Source organism: Jannaschia faecimaris (assembly GCF_900107415.1).
Lineage (GTDB): Bacteria > Pseudomonadota > Alphaproteobacteria > Rhodobacterales > Rhodobacteraceae > Jannaschia > Jannaschia faecimaris.
Window position 1 is genome coordinate 1 of the sequence record NZ_FNPX01000030.1, and the last position, 19,294, is coordinate 19,294.

Consider the following 19,294-nt stretch of genomic DNA (forward strand, 5'->3'; position numbering starts at 1 on the left):
CATCACCGATGTTGCTACCGGTGACTTCCACGGCTCGCACTTCCATCGTTTCCTCGTCGATCCCAATGTGTATCTTGCGCCATATCCGGCGCTTTGAGCCCCCATGCTTACGGGCAGGTGGTGTCAGACCGTTTCTAACCAGTCTCAGTTTCCCGCCAAATAGGCGAACTTATGCGGAATAAAGCTGACGCCATTCGGTGAGAGCGGCGGTCCGGTTCAGCTTGAAGTTTTCTCGTGAGTAGAGGTGGCGTTCCTGATTGAAATGATTGTGCACTGACGAATGAACGGCGGCGAATTTCTGAAGACTTCGCATGCGCCTGAAACGAAGCATCGCCCGTTCTCGTCGTCGAAATGGAAGATGTGAGTTTTCCGCCCTGTTGTTCAGCCAGCGACCAGTTTCCTGACGATCCGCCGCCCCGATTTCCTTCAGCGCGGCCCCATATGAACGCAACTTGTCGGTGACGAATACGTGCGGCCGGCCATGCCGCTTCATTGTTTTCTTCAAGAGTTTCAATGCCGCTTTCTTGTCGCGCGTCTTGGTAACGAAGCTTTCAAGCACCTCGCCTTCGTGATCGACGGCCCGCCACAGGTAGTGGCGTTCGCCATTGATCTTCACGAACATCTCGTCCAGATGCCAACGCCATTGACTGGATCGCAGCCCCTCAATCCGGCGCTTCCGGATCTCCGAGGCAAACATCGGGCCGAACCGGTGCCACCAAAACCGAACCGTTTCATGGCTGATCTCGACGCCGCGTTCGTGCAACAGATCCTCAACGTTGCGGAGCGACAGCGGAAACCTAATGTACAACATCACCGCCAGGCGGATGATTTCCGGGCTGCTTTGGAAGCCCTTGAACGGGTCAGGTTTGGTCATGTTGAGACGCTACGAGGCCGCCATGCCCGGCTCAACAGGAATCTTTCTGACAAAGCCTGGCCGCGCCTTCGACGGGTAGATCGACGGGACGGGGCGCTTCCGCCTCGACCCAGTCGCAGAGGCCGCCCAGCGTGCGGTCGGCGGCGAGTTCCGAGCCAATGCTGGCGGTCAGCGTATCGAAGGCGGCATCACGGTCGGTGCCCTGCACGACTGCTTCGATTTCGGCGCGGTGCTGGTAGTGGTAACGCAGAGGCGAGAGCGTCACCTCGGGCTCGCCGGGTTCGCCGTCGCGCAGGATCAGCAGGCCGTCAGCCGGGATGCGCTCGGGCAGTACGTCGCCGCGCAACGCGGTGGCGGGCAACGCCGAAAGCCGCGCATGCAGCGCGGCGAGGATGGTTTCGCGAGGAGTGGGCATGGTTCTCCGTTACACTTGCTCAACAATTGTTCCACACACTATGGTGAGCTTGATGCCGAAAACGGCCTTAATGAGCGCCATCAGAGTCGCCGAATGAAGAAAAGTAACGGATGAAATCAGAAGAATACCCGAAATTGTCGCGGCTGATGGAGAACGAAGAGCTCTGGCAGCACGTCAAGGATTTTGATGGTCTTCTGGATAGGTCCAAGTCTCGGCTTCCGGTCGACGAGGGCGAAAGCGAAACGGTTAAGGTCGCCTACCTGTTGCACGAACTAGCCTTTGCTCATTTCTTTTCGACGCTGGTTTTTCGCTTTAAGACACGCGAGATTGCGCGAGGGATTTTCGACGCGGAAACTCAGGGCAATCTTGTTGTTTTGTTCAATTTAGCGCGCGCATTTATGGAGCACACAGCATCGCTGGCGTTCCAAAATCAAGCCCTCGAGAAGGCCGTTTCCGACATCGGGTCGAAGCAGCTTTTTGATCAGGTTGATCGCGCCATCCGGAAACATCGCAAGATCGTAGATCGAATGTACTATGGAGGCGAAAGCGGCCCGAAGGATGTCAAGCGGCTTCACACAAACGACTTGCTCGAAGCGCTGGCCAAGGTCGATAAACGCGCAGCCAGTGACTATGCAACCCTATGCGAGTTTGTGCACCCGAACTACGGTAGCAACCTCCTCGTCTCAAGTGGCGAACTCTCATCCGGGTCCATCGGGATCCCATCAGAGTCATTGACCAAAGAGTTGTCCTTGGCACGGGGCGCAATCGAGCGTTGCGCCGCACTCGACTGGGATCTTGTTATCAGCGGCACCCATCATCTCTCGAAGATCGAAAACTGGATAACGATAGCTAGCGCAAACGGAGCAAAGCTATCGCAGTTGTTTTCTGTTCGGGTCGGTCACTCGGGCGATGGCAAATCCAAGGATACGGCGATCTTCTTCAAAAAGGCGCGCACTCATAACGAGGCAATACAAGCCTTTTACAAGTATCTTGAGCAGAAAGGCATCGAGTTTCATGAACGGCGCATAGCTGGTGTCGAAGACGGGTACCTATTCGATATTGTGCTAACGAACAAAGGTCCGTTGTGGGTCAAATACCCGATAACGGAATAGGCCTCGAAAATGAACTTCAAGCCTATGTAGATAGCCGCCCCTCCACCCAATTCGCGACGATCAATCCCGGCACGCTGTCCAGCGCCAGCTCTGCATCCCGGTCAAGATTTAGCCGCTTCGGAAGCTTGACCTGCGGCACCAGTAGAAAGATCGGCGCAGTGACCTTGCCGCGCCCGGTCTTCGATCGTGACACCACCTCGGTGACGGTCCAATCCAGATCTGCGCAGCCTCGCGCAAACCATTTGCTGATCGCGAGCCCGGCATCCGCCCAAGCCAGGCCGGGTTCCATGCCAACCAGCGCGCCACAGCATCAACCAAGGTCATCTGGAAATTGAACGCTGGCTTGTAGCCGGGGATCCAATCTTCGCCGAGCCCCTTCAGGACTGCGCTGATATTCTGATGCTTGAACTCGATCGAGCCTTCTGTTCGGCTCCGCAAAAGGGGCATCAAACTGCGCCGATGCTGAGCCTTATTGTAGGGACGGCCCGCCATGTCCTCGGCCAGCATCGCGAAGTAATCCGCGACGATCAGGTCGTTTTCTTCATCGGTCCAGGGGCCACTCGCCATGCCGCCAGGCTATGAGCGGAAAGTCTGTTTGTCATCAAAGACTTCTCGCGACCGTTCGCACTGTTTCGAAGAACTACGCCGCCTTCAGGTGTCTCTGACCGTTTCGATAGCGGTCGAACCTGCCTCAACTGCGGCGCAGTGAATTTTTGGGCAACCTTCTGAAGGTAAAAGCATTTTTTAATGCGTCTCGTTTTGGGTGAAGGGCGGGTGAAAGGAGACGCGGGGCGTTCGGAGACCACTTTTGGGCCAACGGCCAGTCTCCGAAAGTCGGATGGCATCGTTAAACCCCTTTGAACCAAAAAGAAAAAAGGCCCGCACTAGGGCCTGGTCTTGGGTTCGCGAATGGTTTGTGGCGGAGACGAAGGGATTCGAACCCTCGAGACGGTTTCCCGCCTACTCCCTTAGCAGGGGAGCGCCTTCGACCACTCGGCCACGTCTCCGTCGACCCGTCTATTGGCGCAAGCCAAGGGGGGCAAGGGAAAATTGGCGGCTTTGTGCCAAGGGCTTGCCGATGTCGCGGCACAGGCTGACGATAGCATCCAAGGCCCCAGCGATTAGTCTTCTGCCGGACTTCGCTGGCCCCGCCTGGTCTTCCAGCGTGACAAAGTTCTCTATGATGCAGAATGACTGCAACCCTCGACCGACGGGGAGCCTCCGATGAAACCGGTTGTCGGATGGACTGGGTTACCGCTTTCGCTTGCTGCCTTGAGGGGTTTGGACCGAACAGGTGCGGGCTCACGCTTCCTCGATGCCTCACCACCAACGGCCTGATCGCCGCAGTCGCTGGTGCCTTATCAGGGGTGCTCGTGGGCAGAGACTGCGACTGAACACCCGCATGAAGCTGATCACGAAGATACCCTTTATGTGGGGGGCATGGTGTATGTCGGTTCTGGCGTCTTGCCGGCCTTCGTCGCCGATGCCCGATCAGTGCGACGAGGATCGGAGGAATAGTCTCAGATCCGGTAGTCGTCCTCCGTGTTGAAGCGGAGCTTTTGCTGGCTGGACGCTGCATCTTTCGGATTGGCCCAACGGTGACTCGTGTCGCGCCACGGCGCGCTGAACGCGATCGCGTTCCACTCTCTAAGTCAGCAATGCACCCTCGCCAAAATTCGAACCAATAGGTGCGTTGCGGCGAGCGAGCATGCGCGAGAACAGCGCCGGTTCGCCGCCTCAGACGGTCTTGGGGTGCAGCACAACGCGCGAGCGGAGGGGTACGCGGTTGTACAGGTCGACAGCCTGATCGTTGACCAGCCGGGCGCAGCCGTTTGATACGGCGGTTCCGATCGTGCCGGGCGCATTCGTTCCGTGGATTCGCAGGAAGCTGTCGCCTTTGCCGGGTACGAACAGGTACAGGGCGCGTGCGCCCAGCGGATTGTTTGGTCCGCCCGGCATGCCATCTGCGTATTGAGCGTAATGCTCAGGCTCACGCTTGATCATGTCGGGGGTGGGGGTCCAACTCGGCCATTCTTTCTTGGCACCCACGAAGAACTCGCCGGATTCGTACAGGCCCGGACGGCCGACGCCCACCATATAGCGCATCGCGCGGGCTCCCGTCAGCGTCCAGAACAACATGAAACTGTCCGGAAGGACGTGCAGCTCACCCGGTGCGATGTCGGGGCGAATGGCAACTTCGACGGGCAGGAAATCGGGACGGATGGCCTGCGCCATGGCCTCACCACTGCCAAACAGCGAAAGGGCGGCACCCCCCATGATCATCTGGCGTCTGTCCATGACATGAACTCCTTTGGGCAAAATTCTTCACGCGGGCAGCCGCGCATCACCTAACTTAATGGCAGAAACGCCATAGCCGTTCCCGAATCTCAAGTTCACAAAGGCGTGTGGAGACAGATCAGGTCAGAATAGTGGCCTGGTGGTCGCGTTTCCCGCCAATTCGATGCCGATTCAGGTGTTGAACAGGAAGTGAAGCACATCCCCGTCCTTGACCGTGTAGGACTTGCCCTCGGCGCGCATCTTGCCGGCTTCCTTGGCGGGTTGCTCGCCCCCCAGGGTGACGAAATCGTCATAGGCTATGGTCTCGGCTCGGATGAAGCCCTTCTCGAAGTCGCCGTGGATGACGCCTGCGGCCTTGGGGGCGCTGGTGCCATGAGGAATCGTCCAGGCCCGCGTTTCCTTGGGGCCGACGGTGAAATAGGTCTCCAACTCCAGCAGCGCGTAGCCCGCGCGGATCAGCCGATCCAGACCCGGCTCCTCCAGGCCCATCTCCGACAGGAATTCGGCGGCTTCCTCATCCGAAAGCTGGGCGATTTCCTCCTCGATCTGGGCCGAGATGACGACATGGCTGTTGCCCTGCGCGGCGGCCATTTCGGCCACGGCTTCGGACAGGGCGTTGCCTGTTGCCGCGGATCCTTCGTCGACATTGCAGACATACAGGATCGGCTTGGAGGTCAGCAGTTGCAGCATATTCCATGCCTTGCGGTCGTCGTCGGCCAACTCGACAGTGCGCGCGGGCTGGCCGTCTTCCAGCACCGCCAAGGCGGCCTTGAGCAGACGCTCCTGCGCCACGGCCTCCTTGTCGCCCCCCCGGATCTTGCGGCTAAGGCCTGCGATGCGCTTTTCGATCGACTCCATGTCGGCGATCATCAGCTCGGTTTCGATGATCTCGGCATCTTCCACCGGGTTCACGCGATCCTCGACGTGGGTAACATCGTCATCCTCGAAACAGCGCAGCACATGGGCGATGGCGTCAGTCTCGCGGATGTTGGCCAGGAACTGGTTGCCCAGACCTTCGCCCTTGGAGGCCCCCTTCACCAGACCAGCGATGTCCACGAAGGTCATGCGCGTCGGGATGATCTGCTTGGACTTCGCAATGCCAGCCAGCTTGTCCAGCCGTGCATCGGGCACGGCGACGTCGCCGACGTTCGGCTCGATCGTGCAAAAAGGGAAGTTCGCGGCCTGCGCCGCGGCCGTCTTCGTCAGTGCATTGAACAGGGTCGACTTGCCGACATTCGGCAGCCCCACGATGCCCATTTTAAAGCCCATTTCGGTCTCTCTTTCTCAATTCTTTTCGGTCCAGACGAAATTCGCGAGCGCGGCGTCTTTCGTCAGCAGGCTTTCGAAGGTTGCATTGTCGTATTGCTCTGCCAGTGTCGGTGTCTCGCGCAGCAGGGACTGGCCCAGCCCCGCGCTGGCGCTGTCGGGACCCAACAGGCCCATCACGTCCAGGATCGTCGGAAAGACATCAAGCATGGAGGCCCTGCGCGTGATCGTGTCCGGCTCGATGCCCGGTCCGCGCATGAACAGCAGGTTACGCCGCTCGCCTTCTGGAATGATGTCGAGCGCGTCGCTCTTGTGACCCAGGTGGTCGGACGCGATGACAAGCAGGATGTTTCTGTCGCCGTGGTCGCGTTCGAACCGGGTGACGAAATCGTGGATCAGTCCGGAGACGCATTCCGCGGCCACAAGCATGTCCCTGATAATCTTGCCACGCCCGTCCTCGGTGCACGACGGGGAAAGGCCGGCAGTTGGGCCGTGCATATCCGTCGTGGAGGCATAGATCGCAAAGCGACCGCCCGCAGCCACTGCCGCGTCGACCCCATCCGAGATCGCCGGCATAAGGTCGCTGTCAAAGAGCCCCCATTGGATTGACGTTACGCTGTCGTCGGGGGCCTCGCCGGAAATCGGGGTGAGGTTGGTCGAGTCGAAGATCGTGTTGATCTGTCGGTCGTCGAAAAAGTTCTGGAAGCCGAAGTGGTTCTTCTGCGACTTGTTGGTACCCGAGAAGTAGGTTTGCTCGTAGCCCAGGTCATGTAGAACGTTGGGCAGGCAAGCGGCATCCTTCAGGATGTGGCTCGATTCCGAGGGGGCTGAGAAGCGAGGAGAAAGCGGCAGCCCGCAATAGGCAGCGGCATGGCCCGCGATGCTCCACCCCGTGCCCGCAAGCTGGTCAACGTTGGTGAAGGCCAACGACGTCTCTTCCAGCCTGCGCACCGGTGCGGCCACATCGCCGAAATATCGCGCATCGTGGTATTGCCGGTCGAACCCTTCCAGGAAGATGAATACTAGGCTCGGAGCATCCGGGTTCGCGACAACCTGCGGCTCGACGTGGCGGTCCATCAGGCTCGTGGGTTGGCCCATCAGCGCGTAATATCGATTGACCGTCAGGTCGCGCAGTACCGGGTTCACACCCAGCACGACGATCGCCGACAAGAACCATCCGGCCGGCACGACCTGAATCACGGCGCGAAGCCTATAGAACATCACCAGGATTGCCCCCCAGAGCACCAGCGCCGTCAGCACATGCGGCACGTAGGGGGCCCAAGGGATACCGGCCACGCCAAGCGCCACGTTGACGAATATCGCGAAAAAATCGGCTTTGCCGAAGACCAGGATGATGGCGGTTACCGGGATGATCAACGCGGTCGCCAGAAGGAGTAGCGGGAATCCAATCCCCTTCCACTTCAGCGGCCGGCCAGTCAACGGCGACTTGAGGAATGAGGTCGGAACAAGCAGGCCCACGACAATCAAGCCCATAACCCAGTTGACTTTGGCAACCTGCAGGAAGGCCTGCGATACGAAAAGGCTCGCCATAAGGCCCGGCAGCACGATAATGAGCAGCCTTGCGATCTGACGGGGCTCGATCGTTGCAGGAAGCGATTTGGCGGTCATTGACGGTCGCGAATTCAGGGGGCGTCGATCCGGCGGACCTAGCCGCCGTTCCCATGAATTGCAACGGCTGCGTCCGCTCAGGCGGTCTTGTTGCGGCCTTCGAAGATGATGAACCATGCCAGCAGGATGAACATCGGATGCGTCAGGCCCCCGGTGAAGAACAGGGCGGGGATCCAGATGAAGAACGTCACGATCCCGAGGATCGGTCGACCGGCCAGCAGGATCGACAGGGGCGGCAGCAGGATGGCGAGCAAATAATTCATGTCAGAAAAGTAGGGATGCCGTGCTTGGTTCGCCAGACCCCTCGGCGCTTTCCCGATCGGGGGTGTTCTGCGTGTCATATGCTGACGGCTGCCGTGCCGGATGGTGGCATATGTGACGTCCGACGTATATCTCCCGTCGGTTACCCCCTTGCTATGGTGGTGGTGGATGGCTGGTCCATTGACCTTCGCTGCCCGCTGTCGCACTTCCTTTGCAAACGACGGGGACCCGACATGACGCGCATCGACGATACATTCGCCCGGCTTAGGGCCGAGAACCGCAAAGCCTTCGTGACCTACATCATGGCCGGTGATCCCGATGCCGCCAAGACGGCGCAGATCATGGCAGGCCTGCCGGGCGCAGGTGTCGACATCATCGAGATCGGCCTGCCCTTCACCGACCCAATGGCCGATGGCCCCACGATTCAGCTTGCCGGTCAGCGCGCGTTGGAGGGCGGGATGACCTTGCAGGGTACGCTCGATCTGATTTCGGATTTCCGGAAATCCGACGACACGACGCCGATTGTCCTTATGGGCTACTACAATCCAATCTATTCGCGCGGCGTCGAGAAGTTCCTCGTCGATGCCAAGGCCACGGGCGTAGATGGGTTGATCGTCGTCGACCTGCCGCCCGAGGAAGACGTGGAGTTGTGCATCCCCGCGCAAGCCGCCGGTCTGAACTTCATTCGTCTTGCCACGCCCACGACCGACGCGCAGCGCCTGCCCAAGGTCCTCCAGAATACCTCCGGCTTTCTGTACTACGTTTCGATCAACGGCATCACCGGCTCGGGCGCGGCGGATGCGGCGACGGTCGGACCGGAAGTCGCACGGATCAAGCAAAGCACCGATCTGCCGGTCATTGTTGGCTTTGGCATCAAGACGCCCGACGCGGCCGAGGGCATTTCCGCCGTGGCGGATGGCTGCGTCGTCGGATCAGCGATTGTGGATCGTATCGCCAGGGGCGACAGCACCGACGATGTGCTCGCTTACGTCAAATCGCTTGCCGATGGGGCGCATCGCGGCTGATACTTCATGCGGCTCGCGGTCCTTCTTGTTCTGACGGTTTTGTCGCTGACAGGTGTCGCGGTTGCGATGTTTGTGCCCGGTTGGATGGACCTGTTGCTGCTGGCCGGCCCCTCTGCTCTGGCAGCCTTGCTGTTGCTGGGGTGACATGTCCTCAGGCGATCGAAGCCGCGGAAACGGGCCATCCTGGATAGATCGAACGTCATGCACTGGAAGGACAAGACCCCGCGCATCGACGCCGTGCAGGAGGTGATCCGCCACCTTTAACGACACGGGTATACGGCAGGCGTCGTTTTCGACGCGAACTCGGGGTCCCTTCTCTCGGGCAAGTACCGTCATGACAGGTCGCTGTCCCTTGCGCTTTCGCTGCCCGAAGACCGGGTGTTGGTCGTCCACAAGGGTGAACCCGCAGCCCCGCGTATTCTGGCCATGGCCCGCGACATGGGGGCCATCGTCGTGACGGACGACCGCTACCGCGACTGGGCCGATGACTTCCCCGAAGTGCGTCGCAAGGGTCACTTGGTGAGGGGTGGCTATCGCGACGGCAAGCTCTGGCTGAACCTGCCGGAGGCGTGACATTGGCCCAGCCCTTGCGTCCTTGCACCGTAGTGCCCCATCAAGCACTTTCCGAACTCGGGTCAGGAAAAAGGAAGACATCATGCCGCTCACCATCGTTGCCAAGATCGTAGCCACACCCGGCAAGGAGGCTTTCGTCCAGTCCGCATTGGAGAAGCTGATCGCGCCCACATTGGCCGAAGCGGGGTGCATCCAGTACGACCTTCACCGCGACAACGACGCGCCCGGCACCTTCCTGTTCTACGAGACTTGGGAAACGCGCGCGCTCTGGCAGGCCCATATGCAGAGCCAGCACCTTGCTGACCATGCCGCCGCGACTGAAGGGACTGTCGTCGAGGTCACCCTGCACGAGATGACGAAGATCGGTTGAACCGCCGCACCCACATCGGCAAGGAGACCGTCCTGAAAGCTGTCGCATTTACCTGATATCAGCCCATCGAGGATCCGCGGTCGCTTGTGGACGTCGACCTTCCGAAACCAACGCCCGCAGGCCGGGATATCCTTGTGGCCGTGAAGGCCGTCTCGGCGATCCCGGTTGACTCCAAGATCCGCAATCCATGGGTCCCGACGTGGAGGAGGAGAGCCTCCGCGTGATCGGCTATGACGCCGCCGGGCTGGTTGAGGCGGTCGGCCCCGACGCCACGCTCTTCAAGCCGGGCGACGCGGTCTACTACGCGGGCGACATCACGCGGCCCGGCACAAATTCGGAATTTCACCTTGTGGAGGAGCGGATCATCGGGACCAAGCCGCACGCGCTCTCCTTTCCCGAGGCCGCCGCCCTGCCGCTTACCACGATCACCGCCTACGAAGCGTTCTTCGACCGTTTAGGCATCGACCGGGACGGGGCCAACGCGGGCGAGACGATCCTGATCATCGGGGCAGGGGGCGGCGTCGGGTCAATCGGTATCCAACTGGCCAAGACCGCCGGCCTGACGGTCATCGCCACGGCATCGCGCCCCTAGACGACGGCCTGGGTCACCGAATTGGGGGCCGATCACGTCGTCAACCACCGCGAGAACATGGTCGCGCAGGTTCGCGCACTGGTGCAGCAATTCGTCGATCACATCGCGATCTTCAACGACATGCGCCACTGGGATGCCTGCGTGGAGCTGATCCGACCGCAGGACGGTATCGTCACGATTGACGACACCGACAAGCCGATGCCAATGGCGGCAATGAAGACCAAGGCTGTGTCCCTGCATTGGGGGGCTCATTTTCGCCGGCGGGATGTTCAACACGCCGGACATGGCACTTCAGCACGAGTTGCTGACCTATGTGGCCGGTGAAATCGACGCGGGCCGCATCTGCACGACGCTCGACACCGTGATGTCGCCGATCAATGCCCAGAAGATGCGCGAGGCACATCGTCTGATCGAGACGGGAACGGCCAAGGGCAAGGTCGTGATTGAGGGGTTCTGACTACTTCAGATCCACAACGAAATCCGAGCCCCAGCCGTGCACGCTGTCATGGGCCCGGACGATCACCCGGCGCGTGCCTTCCGGGATGAGGATGCCCGATTGCGACCGGGTGAAGGGCTGTTCGTTGACATGCGGATGGGCCAGCGGGCGGTGGCCCAGTTCGGTTCCGTCCTCTGCGAAGACTTTCCAGGCGTCGGCATAATGGTCCCAGCCCTCGTCGGCGTGTCGGACCGAAACGGAAAATGACCATCCTGCGGAAGATTGCGTGGCGACCGCCCCTTCGATGACCGGCAGGTCTGCCAAAGCGGGTGTGGCAAGAAGCATAAAGGGAAAGAACCGTTTCATGACTCTATTCATCCAGCAAGACACCCCGCGACGTCGATGCAAATTCCCGTGAAAGCACCGCGCGCCCGGTTACCAAGACAGCCACGATCAATCCCCATGGACCCAAGAGCCAACCCAGGGCGGCAAAAGCGAAATAGACCGATCGCAGTCCACGGTTGAAGTTCATCGCGGCGCGGATGTTGATTTCGGCGGCCTTCTGAGCGCGGGGCCGCGCAATGGAGGCGTCGGGGTCGTTTGGAACCGACGCCATGACGACGGCACAATAGCCAAACAATCGATTGGACCAGATGAACTTGAACACGGCATGGGTCAGCAGGACAGCGACGATACCCAGTTTCATCTGCCAGAAGACGGCCGGGTGGCTTTCGATGCCAACGCCCACGACGATGGTTTCAAGCTGATCGGCGTTGCCGGCCATCGCAAGGACGCCGCCCACCGCGATCATCGAGGCAGAGGTCATGAAGGTCGTGCCCTGCCGCAGGCTGCTCAGGATGTTGGAATCAAAGATACGCGGCTGGCGCGTCAGCATCTCTTCCATCCAATCGCGGCGGTATCGTTGCATCAGTATCGTGACCGAGGCACGTTTGGCGGGCGGATGCTCGATCACCCAACTGACGACGAACCATGCCACCAAGAGCAGGGCAAGCGCGCCGTAGTCGAGCGGGGTGAAGGATTCTGTTAGAAGTATCAGCATAGCGCCTCCCTTAGCAGGCTCGTCTTTGCTTGCCTTCTGAGAAATTGGTTATATTATTTGACCAATATGGACCCCCTCGGAGGATCGTGCGATGGAAATGCCCAAGGTCGACCCATTTACACTCGCCAAGAAGGATCGCCTGATCGCGCGCCTGTCTGAGGTTTTGCCCGAGGACGCGATCATTCATGCGGTCGAGGAAACGCGCGCCTACGAATGTGACGCGCTGACCGCGTACAAGTGCCCACCGCTGGCCGCGGTGCTGCCCCGATCGACCTTGGAAGTCAGCGCGGTTCTGAAGATCTGTCACGAGATGGACATCCCGGTCGTGCCCCGTGGTTCGGGAACCTCGCTGGCCGGAGGGGCTCTGCCGACCGCAGATTCGGTCATCTTGGGCGTCGCGCGTCTTACCGATGTGCTGGAGGTGGATTACGACGACCGGATTATCCGCTTGCAGACGGGGCGCACCAACCTGAGCGTGACCGGCGCGGTCGAGGCAGACGGGTTCTTCTATGCCCCCGATCCCTCGTCGCAACTGGCCTGCGCAATCGCGGGTAATATCGGCATGAACTCCGGCGGCGCGCATTGCCTGAAATATGGGGTGACAACGAATAACCTGCTGGGCGTGACGCTGGTCCAGATGGACGGAACAGTGGTTGAGATCGGCGGCGCGCATATGGATTCGGCGGGCATGGACTTGCTGGGCGTGGTGTGCGGCTCCGAAGGTCAACTGGGTGTCGTGACCGAGGCGACCCTGCGCATTCTGCCCAAGCCCGAGGGCGCGCGCCCCGTCCTGATGGCCTTCGACGACAACGAGACGGCGGGGGCCTGCGTGGCCGACATCATCAAAGCGGGCGTCTTGCCGGTGGCGATCGAATTCATGGATCGCCCGGTCATCCGCGCGACCGAGGCCTTCGCGAAGGCGGGCTATCCCGATGCGGAGGCCCTGCTGATCGTCGAAGTTGAGGGGTCGGAGGACGAGATCGACGAGCAGTTGGAGGTGATCGAGAAGATCGCGCGCAGCCACAACCCGGTCGAATTGCGTCGCTCGACCTCCGAGGCGGAAAGCGCTGCGATCTGGCTGGGTCGCAAGTCGGCCTTCGGCGCGATGGGGCAGATCAACGACTACATGTGCCTGGACGGCACGATCCCTGTCAGCGAATTGCCCGTCGTGCTGCGCGGCATAGGGGAGTTGTCCAAGAAATACGGGCTGGATGTTGGCAACGTATTTCACGCGGGCGACGGCAACATGCATCCGCTGATCCTGTTCGATGCCAACAAGCCGGGCGACCTCGAACTCTGCGAGGAGATGGGAGCCGAGATCCTCAAGTTATGTGTTGAGGTCGGCGGCTGCCTGACGGGGGAACACGGTGTCGGCGTTGAGAAGCGCGACCTGATGCACCACCAGTTCAACCCGGGCGACATGGAAGCGCAGCTGCGGATCAAGGATGTTTTCGACCCAAAGTGGCTGCTGAATCCGGCCAAAGTCTTTCCGCTCGATGTGACGGCCGCTCGGCGCGGCTGATCCGGCGGCGGGGATTTAAGTAATTGTGAAGCAGAGAAGGGGGCGGCGTTGTGCTGAGACCCGAAAACGAAGAACAGCTGGCTGAAATCGTGCGCGGCGCGAATGCCCCCCTGTCGCTGCGGGGCGGTGCCACGCGCCATATCCCCGGCGCGGGAGAGCCACTGACGACTGCCGGCCTGACCGGCATCACGCTCTATGAACCCGGGGCCCTGACCTTGGTGGCGCGGGCGGGTACGCCGATTGCAGAGGTGAAGGCGGCGTTGGCGGCCGAGGGCCAGCGCCTGCCGTTCGAGCCGATGGACCACCGCTCGCTTCTGGGCACGACCGGAGAGCCGACGATCGGGGGGGCGGTCGCGATGAACGTTTCAGGGCCGCGCCGCGTGCAAGCCGGGGCCTGCCGGGACAGCCTGATCGGCGTGCGCTTCGTCGATGGTGAGGGCACGGTGATCAAGAATGGCGGGCGCGTGATGAAGAACGTCACCGGCTATGACCTCGTGAAGCTCATGGCTGGGGCCCGGGGATCGCTCGGAATCCTGTCGGAAGTCAGCTTCAAGGTGCTTCCGGCTGCGCCGGCCAGTGCTTCCCTGCTGATCGAGGGGTTGGGCGTGGAACGGGCGGTCGCCTGCATGTCGAAAGCCCTTGCCTCCCCCTACGAGGTGAACGGTGCCGCGCATGTGCCCGTCGGCTTGGACGGAACGCCCGTCACGATGCTGCGGGTCGAAGGGCTTGAAGGCTCGGTCGCCTATCGTGCGGCCGAGTTGAAAGCGCTTCTGTCGTCCTTCGGGGACGTCACGATCGAGCGGCGTTCAGGCCGCAACGGCGAACACGGTGTCGAAAATGGATGGGCCTGGGTTCGCGACGTGAAGGCCTTCGAGGGTTCGGATGGCGACATCTGGCGCGTGTCGGTGCGCCCGTCGCTGGCATCGCATATCGTGGAGCGCGCCGGGGCCGATGGGGCCTTACTCGACTGGGGTGGGGGGCTGGTTTGGCTGCGCGTTCCGGAAGGTGCGGACCTTCGCACCCGGTTGGGTGTGTTCGCGGGTCATGCCACGCGCGTACGTGGCGCACCGGACCTGCAACCCGAGGTGCCGGCTCTGGCCGCTCTTACTTCGGGCATCCGCGCCAAGTTTGACCCAAAGGGTCTCTTTCTCACGAGCAGCGGGGCCTGACATGCAGACGACCTTCACCGAGGCCCAACTGGCCGACCCGGCAATTCAGCGGTCCAACGAAATCCTGCGGTCCTGCGTACACTGCGGGTTCTGTACCGCGACCTGCCCGACGTACCAGGTTCTGGGCGACGAGTTGGACAGCCCACGTGGCCGTATCTACCTAATCAAGGATATGCTTGAGAGTGGTCGTGATGCAGATGAAAAGACCGTCAAGCATGTAGACCGCTGTCTGTCTTGCCTCGCGTGCATGACCACGTGCCCTTCGGGCGTGCATTACATGCATTTGGTCGACCACGCGCGGGAGCACATCGAAAAGACTTACAAACGTCCGCTGATGGACCGAATCCTGCGGTGGACACTCGCACAGATCCTGCCCTATCCCGGCCGCTTCCGGCTGGCGCTGCTGGGGGCCAAGATTGGCCGGCCTTTCGCGCGACTGATGCCCGACGTGCGCCTGCGTGCCATGCTGGAGATGGCACCGAAAACCATCCCGCCGGTCAGTCTGAACGACGATCCACAGACGTTTCCCGCAGCTGAGAAGAAGATGCGCGTCGCCTTGATGACGGGATGCGCGCAGAAGGCGCTGAACACCGATATCAACGACGCAACGATCCGTCTTCTGACGCGGCTGGGGGCCGAGGTCGTGGTGGCCGAGGGCGCGGGCTGCTGTGGGGCGTTGACCCACCACATGGGCAAGACCAAGGAGAGCCACGGATTTGCGGCGGCCAACATTGAGGCCTGGATGCGAGAATCCGAGGGCGCTGGCCTGGATGCCATCGTGATCAACACTTCGGGGTGTGGGACGACCGTAAAGGACTACGGGCACATGTTCCGCAATGATCCGCTGGCTGAAAAGGCCTCGAAGGTCAGCGCGTTAGCCAAGGACGTATCTGAAGTCCTGCTGGACCTGATGCCCAAGGACGGTGCCTTTAAGACCCCATCTCGCCCCGCGCGTGACGGGGTCGGCGGCATCCCGACCGACCGCGCATCGGACAATGTGGGGCAGGGGCCGATGCACGTTGCCTATCACGCGGCCTGCTCCTTGCAGCACGGCCAGCAGATCAAGGCGGCCCCAAAGGCCCTGCTAAAGCGGGCGGGCTTTACCGTTCTGGAGCCGCGCGACGCCCATCTGTGCTGCGGTTCGGCGGGGACATACAACTTAATGCAGCCGGAAATCAGCCAGGAGTTGAAGCGTCGCAAGGTTGCCACTTTGGAAGAAAGGCAGCCTGATGTGATCGCCGCTGGCAATATCGGGTGTATGATGCAGATCGGCTCGGCGTCTTCCGTGCCTATCGTGCACACGGTCGAACTGCTTGATTGGGCGACCGGCGGACCGGTGCCGCCGGCGATTTCGGATCCCGATGCTTTCGAAAGGGAAAATGCGGGCCCACCACTCTTACGCTGACCTTTATGCAAGCATTCGCGTGAACAGAATGTATCCGAGCAGGAATTCGTGCCTGCCTTTCTCGATGGCTCGCCCCGCGCGGTCAGGACAACTTCCGCGCGGGACTTTGAGGCGTGGTCGGCGGTGCAGGGCGCGCTTTCAGTAGCCGTCGTGACCTTACAATCTGTTGCCCGCCAGACGACATGCCACTCGGTCCGACCCTGCTTGGTGCCGCACAGCCTTGCCGGAGTCTTGCAGGTGCAAAACGCCCCGCCGTATCCAGCCCAGATGCATTTGACGGAAGGACAGCGCGGCGAGTTTAGGCAACTCTCCATTCGGCTGCGGAGATTCGTGGAGCGTTGGGCAGGACTGGCAGTTTCTGGACTGTGATGAAACCGGGTCGATACGGGGCCATTGGCCCAAGGGCTGACACAATCAGAACTGTTTGCCCGGAAAGCGTCCAAAACTCGCGCCAATAACGGCTCAGAGTGGTCGCTTTCACCCCTTACGCTGATCGCACGCTCTAGTGAGGTTAGTATGTACCACCCGTTCAAGATGTTGCTCACAGTCGCCGGACTTCTGGCGAGTGTTTTTTCGCCTGCCGCGGCTCAGTCGCCGTTGGAAAGCCTGCAGACCGCAGACGCAAACCGGGGCTGGGAGGCCGTGGGACGATTGAATTTCGGTCCCGACGGTTTCTGCACCGCTGCCTTGATCACGTCGGATGTCGTGCTGACTGCTGCGCATTGCCTCTACGATCCCGCCTCCGGCGCGATGGTGAACCCCGCCGAGATTGAATTTCAGGCGGGCCTTCGCAACGGAAGGGCCGAAGCCTACCGTGGGATTCGCCGGGTTGTAGTGCATCCCGATTATGATTTCTCTGATCTGACCCAACTGAATCGCGTCGGCTCAGATCTGGCCTTGCTGGAACTCGATCAGCCGGTTCGTCTTGGCCACGTCCGCCCATTCCGGACGCAAGTCCGTGTCGAGGCCGGGCAGACCGTTCAAGTCGTCAGCTATGGAAAGAACCGCGCCGAAGCCCCTTCGCGCGAGGGTGAGTGTCAAATCCTGGCGCGGGACAACGAAGTCCTCGTGCTGAGCTGCGAAGTCGAATTCGGGTCTTCAGGCGCGCCCATCTTTGCCGTCTACGAAGACGAGATACGGATTATCTCCGTCGTCTCTGCCAAGGCCCGCTGGGAAGGCCAGGAAGTGTCCCTGGCCGCCGTGATGGAGGGCGAACTGGACATCCTGATTGGTGAGTTTGCCCGCACGCCCGCCTTGGAGACCGTGGGCAAACGGGTAGCTGTCGACCGCACCGTTTATACGGCCGCCACTGAATAATAGTCTTTTGTCCGGTCCCCTGGGGGCCGGGACTTGACCCGTTCGCAATGTGTTGCATGATTTGCTTATGGTCCGATTGTCTCTTGCCGCCTTGCTTCTGTGTTCGCCTGCCTTGGCGGAATGTCCGCCCGTGCCGGATATCGGCACCGACATCGACGGATTGATCGCGATGGTCCAGGATGCTCCGAACGAAGGGGCAGCCCGGGTCATTTCGGGCCGGATGTGGGAATTCTGGGCCAAGGCACCCGACGCTCGCGCGCAGTCACTGCTGGACGATGGCATGGCGCGGAGGTCGTCTTTTGACTTGGCTGGCGCGATCGCTGCCTTCGATCTGCTGATCGAATACTGTCCCGATTACGCCGAAGGCTATAACCAACGTGCTTTCGCCAACTTCATCCGTGAGGACTTCGCCGCAGCCCTCCCCGACCTGGATCGCGCGATCGAATTGCAGCCCCGCCATATTCCTGCGATGGCTGGGAAGGGGCTGACGCTGATCCAGATGGGCCGCATCCGAGACGGCCAGGTCGAAATTCGACGTGCCGTCGCACTGAACCCTTGGCTCAGCGAGCGTTTCTACCTGACGCTGGAGCCAGAGAGCACCGATCTCTAAGGTTTTGCGCTTGCATCCCCGTTGCGCCGCGCCCTAATTCAAGCAGGCGCGGGTGTGGTGGAATGGTAGACACATCAGACTTAAAATCCTTGAGTCTGTGTGGTAAAACGCATACGGAACAAGGCGTTGCGACTAAGAGACTGTTCTCAGGCCCGATATAGGCCCGATGCAGAAAATTGAAGACAACGCCAGATGCGGGCGTGATGGAATGGTAGACATACCAGACTTAAAATCTGTTGGGCGTATGCCCGTGTGGGTTCGACTCCCACCGCCCGCACCAAATTATTATATCTTTTCAGTCCATTAAGGAGCGGGCCAATCTTCTGGGACTAAAGCTGGTGGCTTTGTCCAAGGTTGCTCAACGAGTGAATCTTGAAACCACTTGTCTCGAAGGTTTGCGTGTTCTGTCACTATAACTTGAAAGCCCGGGGCGTGAATGTTTGTAAAGTCACGAAGAAGTTCAAAGAGTTTTCTAACTTTCTCCATATCGGCATCACTTTCAGTGCTCTCGACCGAACCATCAGCACTTTTGTAAGTTTCCTCGGAAGGGAAATATACCTGAGTTGGTTGATCAATTATTAGGAATCTGGGAATAGGATGACCAGCATTCGAAGCAAATCGATGCAGCGCCAACAGAGCTGCCAAATAATACGCTAAGTGATTTTCGGCGCCACCTGTTCTGTGCATGTAGACAGGGCGATCGGGTCGGTCTAGAAGGCTCTGTTGCGCAAAGCTTTTGGTACCCGAGGTACGCCTTTCCCTGGACGGACTTATCCCACGGCCTCTGTGACTGGTATGCCAAGGTCGGTGTAGCCGTTCATGACGGCGATGCGGACCTGGACTTCCGCGACCTGTCGGTCGAAGTCCCGCGCCATGAGGCGCTGCCCCAGCAGTTTCATACAGTGCATCTTGGTCTCGACGCGGCTTCGGCGGTGGTATGCGCTCCAGTTTCGCCAGATCGAGCGACCGAGGTATTTCGATGCGCGCAGAGCCTCATTTCTGGCTAACGCACCTGCGGTGACGGTCTTCCACGGCTTGGCGCTTTTGCCGGGTGGGATGACGGTATTCGCCCCGCGGTCGGCGATCGCGTCGTGGCACTTGCGGGTGTCATAGACACCGTCTGCGGTGACGCTTCCGATCGCCTCGTCCGCCGGGATCTGATTGAGCAGATCGGGCAGGACCGGCGCATCACCAATGTGGCTCCCGGTGATCTCGACGGCGCGGACTTCCAGGGTTTTCTCGTCAATCCCAAGATGGATCTTGCGCCAAACCCGCCGCTTGGGACCACCATGCTTGCGTGCGTTCCACTCGCCTTCACCCTCGACCTTGAGGCCCGTGCTATCCGCTGCCCGGCAGGGCA

General features: G+C 60.5%; 23 protein-coding genes, 2 tRNA genes and 3 pseudogenes. 13 read left to right on the forward strand and 15 right to left on the reverse strand.

Annotation, left to right across the window (positions count from 1 at the left end; all coding sequences use genetic code 11):
* From BLV27_RS19195 to BLV27_RS18115, 3 genes and pseudogenes are all read right to left on the reverse strand, one after another.
* A pseudogene (locus tag BLV27_RS19195) lies at nt 1-115 on the reverse strand (IS5/IS1182 family transposase); the annotation flags it as partial.
* Between the two features lie 54 nt (nt 116-169).
* Nucleotides 170-874 (reverse strand): IS6 family transposase, encoded by a 705-nt coding sequence (locus BLV27_RS18110; protein ID WP_092647897.1) that lies wholly within the window; start codon nt 872-874, stop codon nt 170-172.
* Between the two features lie 31 nt (nt 875-905).
* Nucleotides 906-1,289 (reverse strand): acyl-CoA transferase, encoded by a 384-nt coding sequence (locus tag BLV27_RS18115; protein WP_092647898.1) that lies wholly within the window; start codon nt 1,287-1,289, stop codon nt 906-908.
* A gap of 110 nt (nt 1,290-1,399) precedes the next feature.
* Between BLV27_RS18115 and BLV27_RS18120 the strand changes: the two genes are divergently transcribed.
* Complete coding sequence (locus BLV27_RS18120) at nt 1,400-2,401, forward strand: hypothetical protein (protein WP_092647899.1); 1,002 nt, start codon at nt 1,400-1,402, stop codon at nt 2,399-2,401.
* Between the two features lie 22 nt (nt 2,402-2,423).
* Here BLV27_RS18120 and BLV27_RS19480 read toward each other — a convergent pair.
* From BLV27_RS19480 to BLV27_RS18150, 7 genes and pseudogenes are all read right to left on the reverse strand, one after another.
* Nucleotides 2,424-2,597: pseudogene (locus BLV27_RS19480) on the reverse strand (DUF6441 family protein); the annotation flags it as partial.
* A 2-nt stretch (nt 2,598-2,599) separates the two neighbouring features.
* Nucleotides 2,600-2,968: pseudogene (locus BLV27_RS19935) on the reverse strand (protein NO VEIN domain-containing protein); the annotation flags it as partial.
* A 350-nt stretch (nt 2,969-3,318) separates the two neighbouring features.
* Nucleotides 3,319-3,408 (reverse strand) — tRNA-Ser (locus BLV27_RS18130).
* Between the two features lie 730 nt (nt 3,409-4,138).
* On the reverse strand, nt 4,139-4,699 hold the full coding sequence (locus BLV27_RS18135) for a L,D-transpeptidase (protein WP_092647900.1): 561 nt from the start codon (nt 4,697-4,699) through the stop codon (nt 4,139-4,141).
* 171 nt (nt 4,700-4,870) lie between these two features.
* Nucleotides 4,871-5,968, reverse strand: coding sequence for a redox-regulated ATPase YchF (gene ychF, locus BLV27_RS18140; protein ID WP_092647901.1), 1,098 nt, complete (start codon nt 5,966-5,968; stop codon nt 4,871-4,873).
* Nucleotides 5,969-5,983: 15 nt separating this feature from the next.
* Entirely contained in the window at nt 5,984-7,594 is a 1,611-nt protein-coding gene (locus BLV27_RS18145; RefSeq protein WP_170831523.1) for a sulfatase-like hydrolase/transferase, read from the reverse strand.
* Nucleotides 7,595-7,671: 77 nt separating this feature from the next.
* Nucleotides 7,672-7,857 carry a hypothetical protein gene (locus BLV27_RS18150; protein ID WP_092647903.1) on the reverse strand — a complete coding sequence of 62 codons (186 nt, stop codon included), beginning with the start codon at nt 7,855-7,857 and terminating at the stop codon, nt 7,672-7,674.
* A gap of 231 nt (nt 7,858-8,088) precedes the next feature.
* On the opposite strand from BLV27_RS18150, the gene trpA reads away from it, so the two are divergent.
* From trpA to BLV27_RS19940, 5 genes are all read left to right on the forward strand, one after another.
* A complete protein-coding gene (gene trpA, locus BLV27_RS18155) occupies nt 8,089-8,880 on the forward strand; it encodes a tryptophan synthase subunit alpha (RefSeq protein WP_092647904.1) in 792 nt (263 codons plus the stop codon).
* A 6-nt stretch (nt 8,881-8,886) separates the two neighbouring features.
* On the forward strand, nt 8,887-9,024 hold the full coding sequence (locus tag BLV27_RS20150; protein WP_342025476.1) for a hypothetical protein: 138 nt from the start codon (nt 8,887-8,889) through the stop codon (nt 9,022-9,024).
* Nucleotides 9,025-9,258: 234 nt separating this feature from the next.
* Nucleotides 9,259-9,453, forward strand: coding sequence for a hypothetical protein (locus tag BLV27_RS20155; protein ID WP_342025477.1), 195 nt, complete (start codon nt 9,259-9,261; stop codon nt 9,451-9,453).
* 82 nt (nt 9,454-9,535) lie between these two features.
* On the forward strand, nt 9,536-9,823 hold the full coding sequence (locus BLV27_RS18165) for a putative quinol monooxygenase (RefSeq protein WP_092647905.1): 288 nt from the start codon (nt 9,536-9,538) through the stop codon (nt 9,821-9,823).
* Nucleotides 9,824-10,010: 187 nt separating this feature from the next.
* Nucleotides 10,011-10,415 (forward strand): MDR/zinc-dependent alcohol dehydrogenase-like family protein, encoded by a 405-nt coding sequence (locus BLV27_RS19940; protein WP_244504751.1) that lies wholly within the window; start codon nt 10,011-10,013, stop codon nt 10,413-10,415.
* On the opposite strand, the gene BLV27_RS19945 is transcribed toward BLV27_RS19940, so the two are convergent.
* Nucleotides 10,350-10,667 (reverse strand): hypothetical protein, encoded by a 318-nt coding sequence (locus BLV27_RS19945; RefSeq protein WP_244504752.1) that lies wholly within the window; start codon nt 10,665-10,667, stop codon nt 10,350-10,352. The two genes, BLV27_RS19940 and BLV27_RS19945, sit on opposite strands and share 66 nt — an antisense overlap.
* A 13-nt stretch (nt 10,668-10,680) precedes the next feature.
* On the opposite strand from BLV27_RS19945, the gene BLV27_RS19950 reads away from it, so the two are divergent.
* Nucleotides 10,681-10,872 (forward strand): zinc-binding dehydrogenase, encoded by a 192-nt coding sequence (locus tag BLV27_RS19950; RefSeq protein ID WP_244504753.1) that lies wholly within the window; start codon nt 10,681-10,683, stop codon nt 10,870-10,872.
* Here the strand turns inward: BLV27_RS19950 and BLV27_RS18175 are convergent, their stop codons facing one another.
* Complete coding sequence (locus BLV27_RS18175; RefSeq protein ID WP_092647906.1) at nt 10,873-11,217, reverse strand: hypothetical protein; 345 nt, start codon at nt 11,215-11,217, stop codon at nt 10,873-10,875. It lies immediately after the preceding gene.
* A 4-nt stretch (nt 11,218-11,221) separates the two neighbouring features.
* Nucleotides 11,222-11,911 (reverse strand): DUF599 domain-containing protein, encoded by a 690-nt coding sequence (locus tag BLV27_RS18180; RefSeq protein ID WP_092647907.1) that lies wholly within the window; start codon nt 11,909-11,911, stop codon nt 11,222-11,224.
* Between the two features lie 91 nt (nt 11,912-12,002).
* On the opposite strand from BLV27_RS18180, the gene BLV27_RS18185 reads away from it, so the two are divergent.
* From BLV27_RS18185 to BLV27_RS18210, 6 genes are all read left to right on the forward strand, one after another.
* Entirely contained in the window at nt 12,003-13,433 is a 1,431-nt protein-coding gene (locus tag BLV27_RS18185) for an FAD-linked oxidase C-terminal domain-containing protein (protein ID WP_092647908.1), read from the forward strand.
* A 50-nt stretch (nt 13,434-13,483) separates the two neighbouring features.
* A complete protein-coding gene (locus tag BLV27_RS18190) occupies nt 13,484-14,602 on the forward strand; it encodes an FAD-binding protein (protein ID WP_092647909.1) in 1,119 nt (372 codons plus the stop codon).
* Between the two features lies 1 nt (nt 14,603).
* Nucleotides 14,604-16,007: a glycolate oxidase subunit GlcF gene (glcF, locus tag BLV27_RS18195; RefSeq protein ID WP_092647910.1), complete on the forward strand. Its 1,404-nt coding sequence runs from the start codon at nt 14,604-14,606 to the stop codon at nt 16,005-16,007.
* A 534-nt stretch (nt 16,008-16,541) separates the two neighbouring features.
* On the forward strand, nt 16,542-17,324 hold the full coding sequence (locus tag BLV27_RS18200; RefSeq protein WP_092647913.1) for a trypsin-like serine peptidase: 783 nt from the start codon (nt 16,542-16,544) through the stop codon (nt 17,322-17,324).
* A gap of 67 nt (nt 17,325-17,391) precedes the next feature.
* Nucleotides 17,392-17,934 (forward strand): tetratricopeptide repeat protein, encoded by a 543-nt coding sequence (locus BLV27_RS18205; protein WP_092647911.1) that lies wholly within the window; start codon nt 17,392-17,394, stop codon nt 17,932-17,934.
* Between the two features lie 194 nt (nt 17,935-18,128).
* Nucleotides 18,129-18,214, forward strand: a tRNA-Leu gene (locus BLV27_RS18210).
* Between the two features lie 23 nt (nt 18,215-18,237).
* Here the strand turns inward: BLV27_RS18210 and BLV27_RS20265 are convergent.
* Nucleotides 18,238-18,708, reverse strand: coding sequence for a DUF3732 domain-containing protein (locus BLV27_RS20265; RefSeq protein WP_425283671.1), 471 nt, complete (start codon nt 18,706-18,708; stop codon nt 18,238-18,240).
* Nucleotides 18,705-19,294, reverse strand: a 590-nt coding sequence (locus BLV27_RS18220; RefSeq protein WP_139176755.1) for an IS5 family transposase, incomplete at its 5' end; no start/stop codon positions are given. The genes BLV27_RS20265 and BLV27_RS18220, both read right to left, overlap by 4 nt.

What these genes read in the sequence shown, in the direction of transcription:
- BLV27_RS18205 (WP_092647911.1), top strand. Translation starts at nt 17,392, where the DNA reads ATGGTCCGATTGTCTCTTGCCGCCTTGCTTCTGTGTTCGCCTGCCTTG.
- BLV27_RS19945 (WP_244504752.1), bottom strand. Translation starts at nt 10,667, where the DNA reads ATGAGCCCCCCAATGCAGGGACACAGCCTTGGTCTTCATTGCCGCCAT.
- BLV27_RS19940 (WP_244504751.1), top strand. Translation starts at nt 10,011, where the DNA reads ATGGGTCCCGACGTGGAGGAGGAGAGCCTCCGCGTGATCGGCTATGAC.
- BLV27_RS18120 (WP_092647899.1), top strand. Translation starts at nt 1,400, where the DNA reads ATGAAATCAGAAGAATACCCGAAATTGTCGCGGCTGATGGAGAACGAA.
- BLV27_RS18145 (WP_170831523.1), bottom strand. Translation starts at nt 7,594, where the DNA reads ATGACCGCCAAATCGCTTCCTGCAACGATCGAGCCCCGTCAGATCGCA.
- BLV27_RS18175 (WP_092647906.1), bottom strand. Translation starts at nt 11,217, where the DNA reads ATGAAACGGTTCTTTCCCTTTATGCTTCTTGCCACACCCGCTTTGGCA.
- BLV27_RS18110 (WP_092647897.1), bottom strand. Translation starts at nt 874, where the DNA reads ATGACCAAACCTGACCCGTTCAAGGGCTTCCAAAGCAGCCCGGAAATC.
- BLV27_RS18180 (WP_092647907.1), bottom strand. Translation starts at nt 11,911, where the DNA reads ATGCTGATACTTCTAACAGAATCCTTCACCCCGCTCGACTACGGCGCG.
- BLV27_RS18165 (WP_092647905.1), top strand. Translation starts at nt 9,536, where the DNA reads ATGCCGCTCACCATCGTTGCCAAGATCGTAGCCACACCCGGCAAGGAG.
- BLV27_RS18135 (WP_092647900.1), bottom strand. Translation starts at nt 4,699, where the DNA reads ATGGACAGACGCCAGATGATCATGGGGGGTGCCGCCCTTTCGCTGTTT.
- BLV27_RS19950 (WP_244504753.1), top strand. Translation starts at nt 10,681, where the DNA reads ATGTTCAACACGCCGGACATGGCACTTCAGCACGAGTTGCTGACCTAT.
- BLV27_RS18115 (WP_092647898.1), bottom strand. Translation starts at nt 1,289, where the DNA reads ATGCCCACTCCTCGCGAAACCATCCTCGCCGCGCTGCATGCGCGGCTT.
- BLV27_RS18185 (WP_092647908.1), top strand. Translation starts at nt 12,003, where the DNA reads ATGGAAATGCCCAAGGTCGACCCATTTACACTCGCCAAGAAGGATCGC.
- BLV27_RS20150 (WP_342025476.1), top strand. Translation starts at nt 8,887, where the DNA reads ATGCGGCTCGCGGTCCTTCTTGTTCTGACGGTTTTGTCGCTGACAGGT.
- ychF (WP_092647901.1), bottom strand. Translation starts at nt 5,968, where the DNA reads ATGGGCTTTAAAATGGGCATCGTGGGGCTGCCGAATGTCGGCAAGTCG.
- glcF (WP_092647910.1), top strand. Translation starts at nt 14,604, where the DNA reads ATGCAGACGACCTTCACCGAGGCCCAACTGGCCGACCCGGCAATTCAG.
- BLV27_RS18150 (WP_092647903.1), bottom strand. Translation starts at nt 7,857, where the DNA reads ATGAATTATTTGCTCGCCATCCTGCTGCCGCCCCTGTCGATCCTGCTG.
- trpA (WP_092647904.1), top strand. Translation starts at nt 8,089, where the DNA reads ATGACGCGCATCGACGATACATTCGCCCGGCTTAGGGCCGAGAACCGC.
- BLV27_RS18200 (WP_092647913.1), top strand. Translation starts at nt 16,542, where the DNA reads ATGTTGCTCACAGTCGCCGGACTTCTGGCGAGTGTTTTTTCGCCTGCC.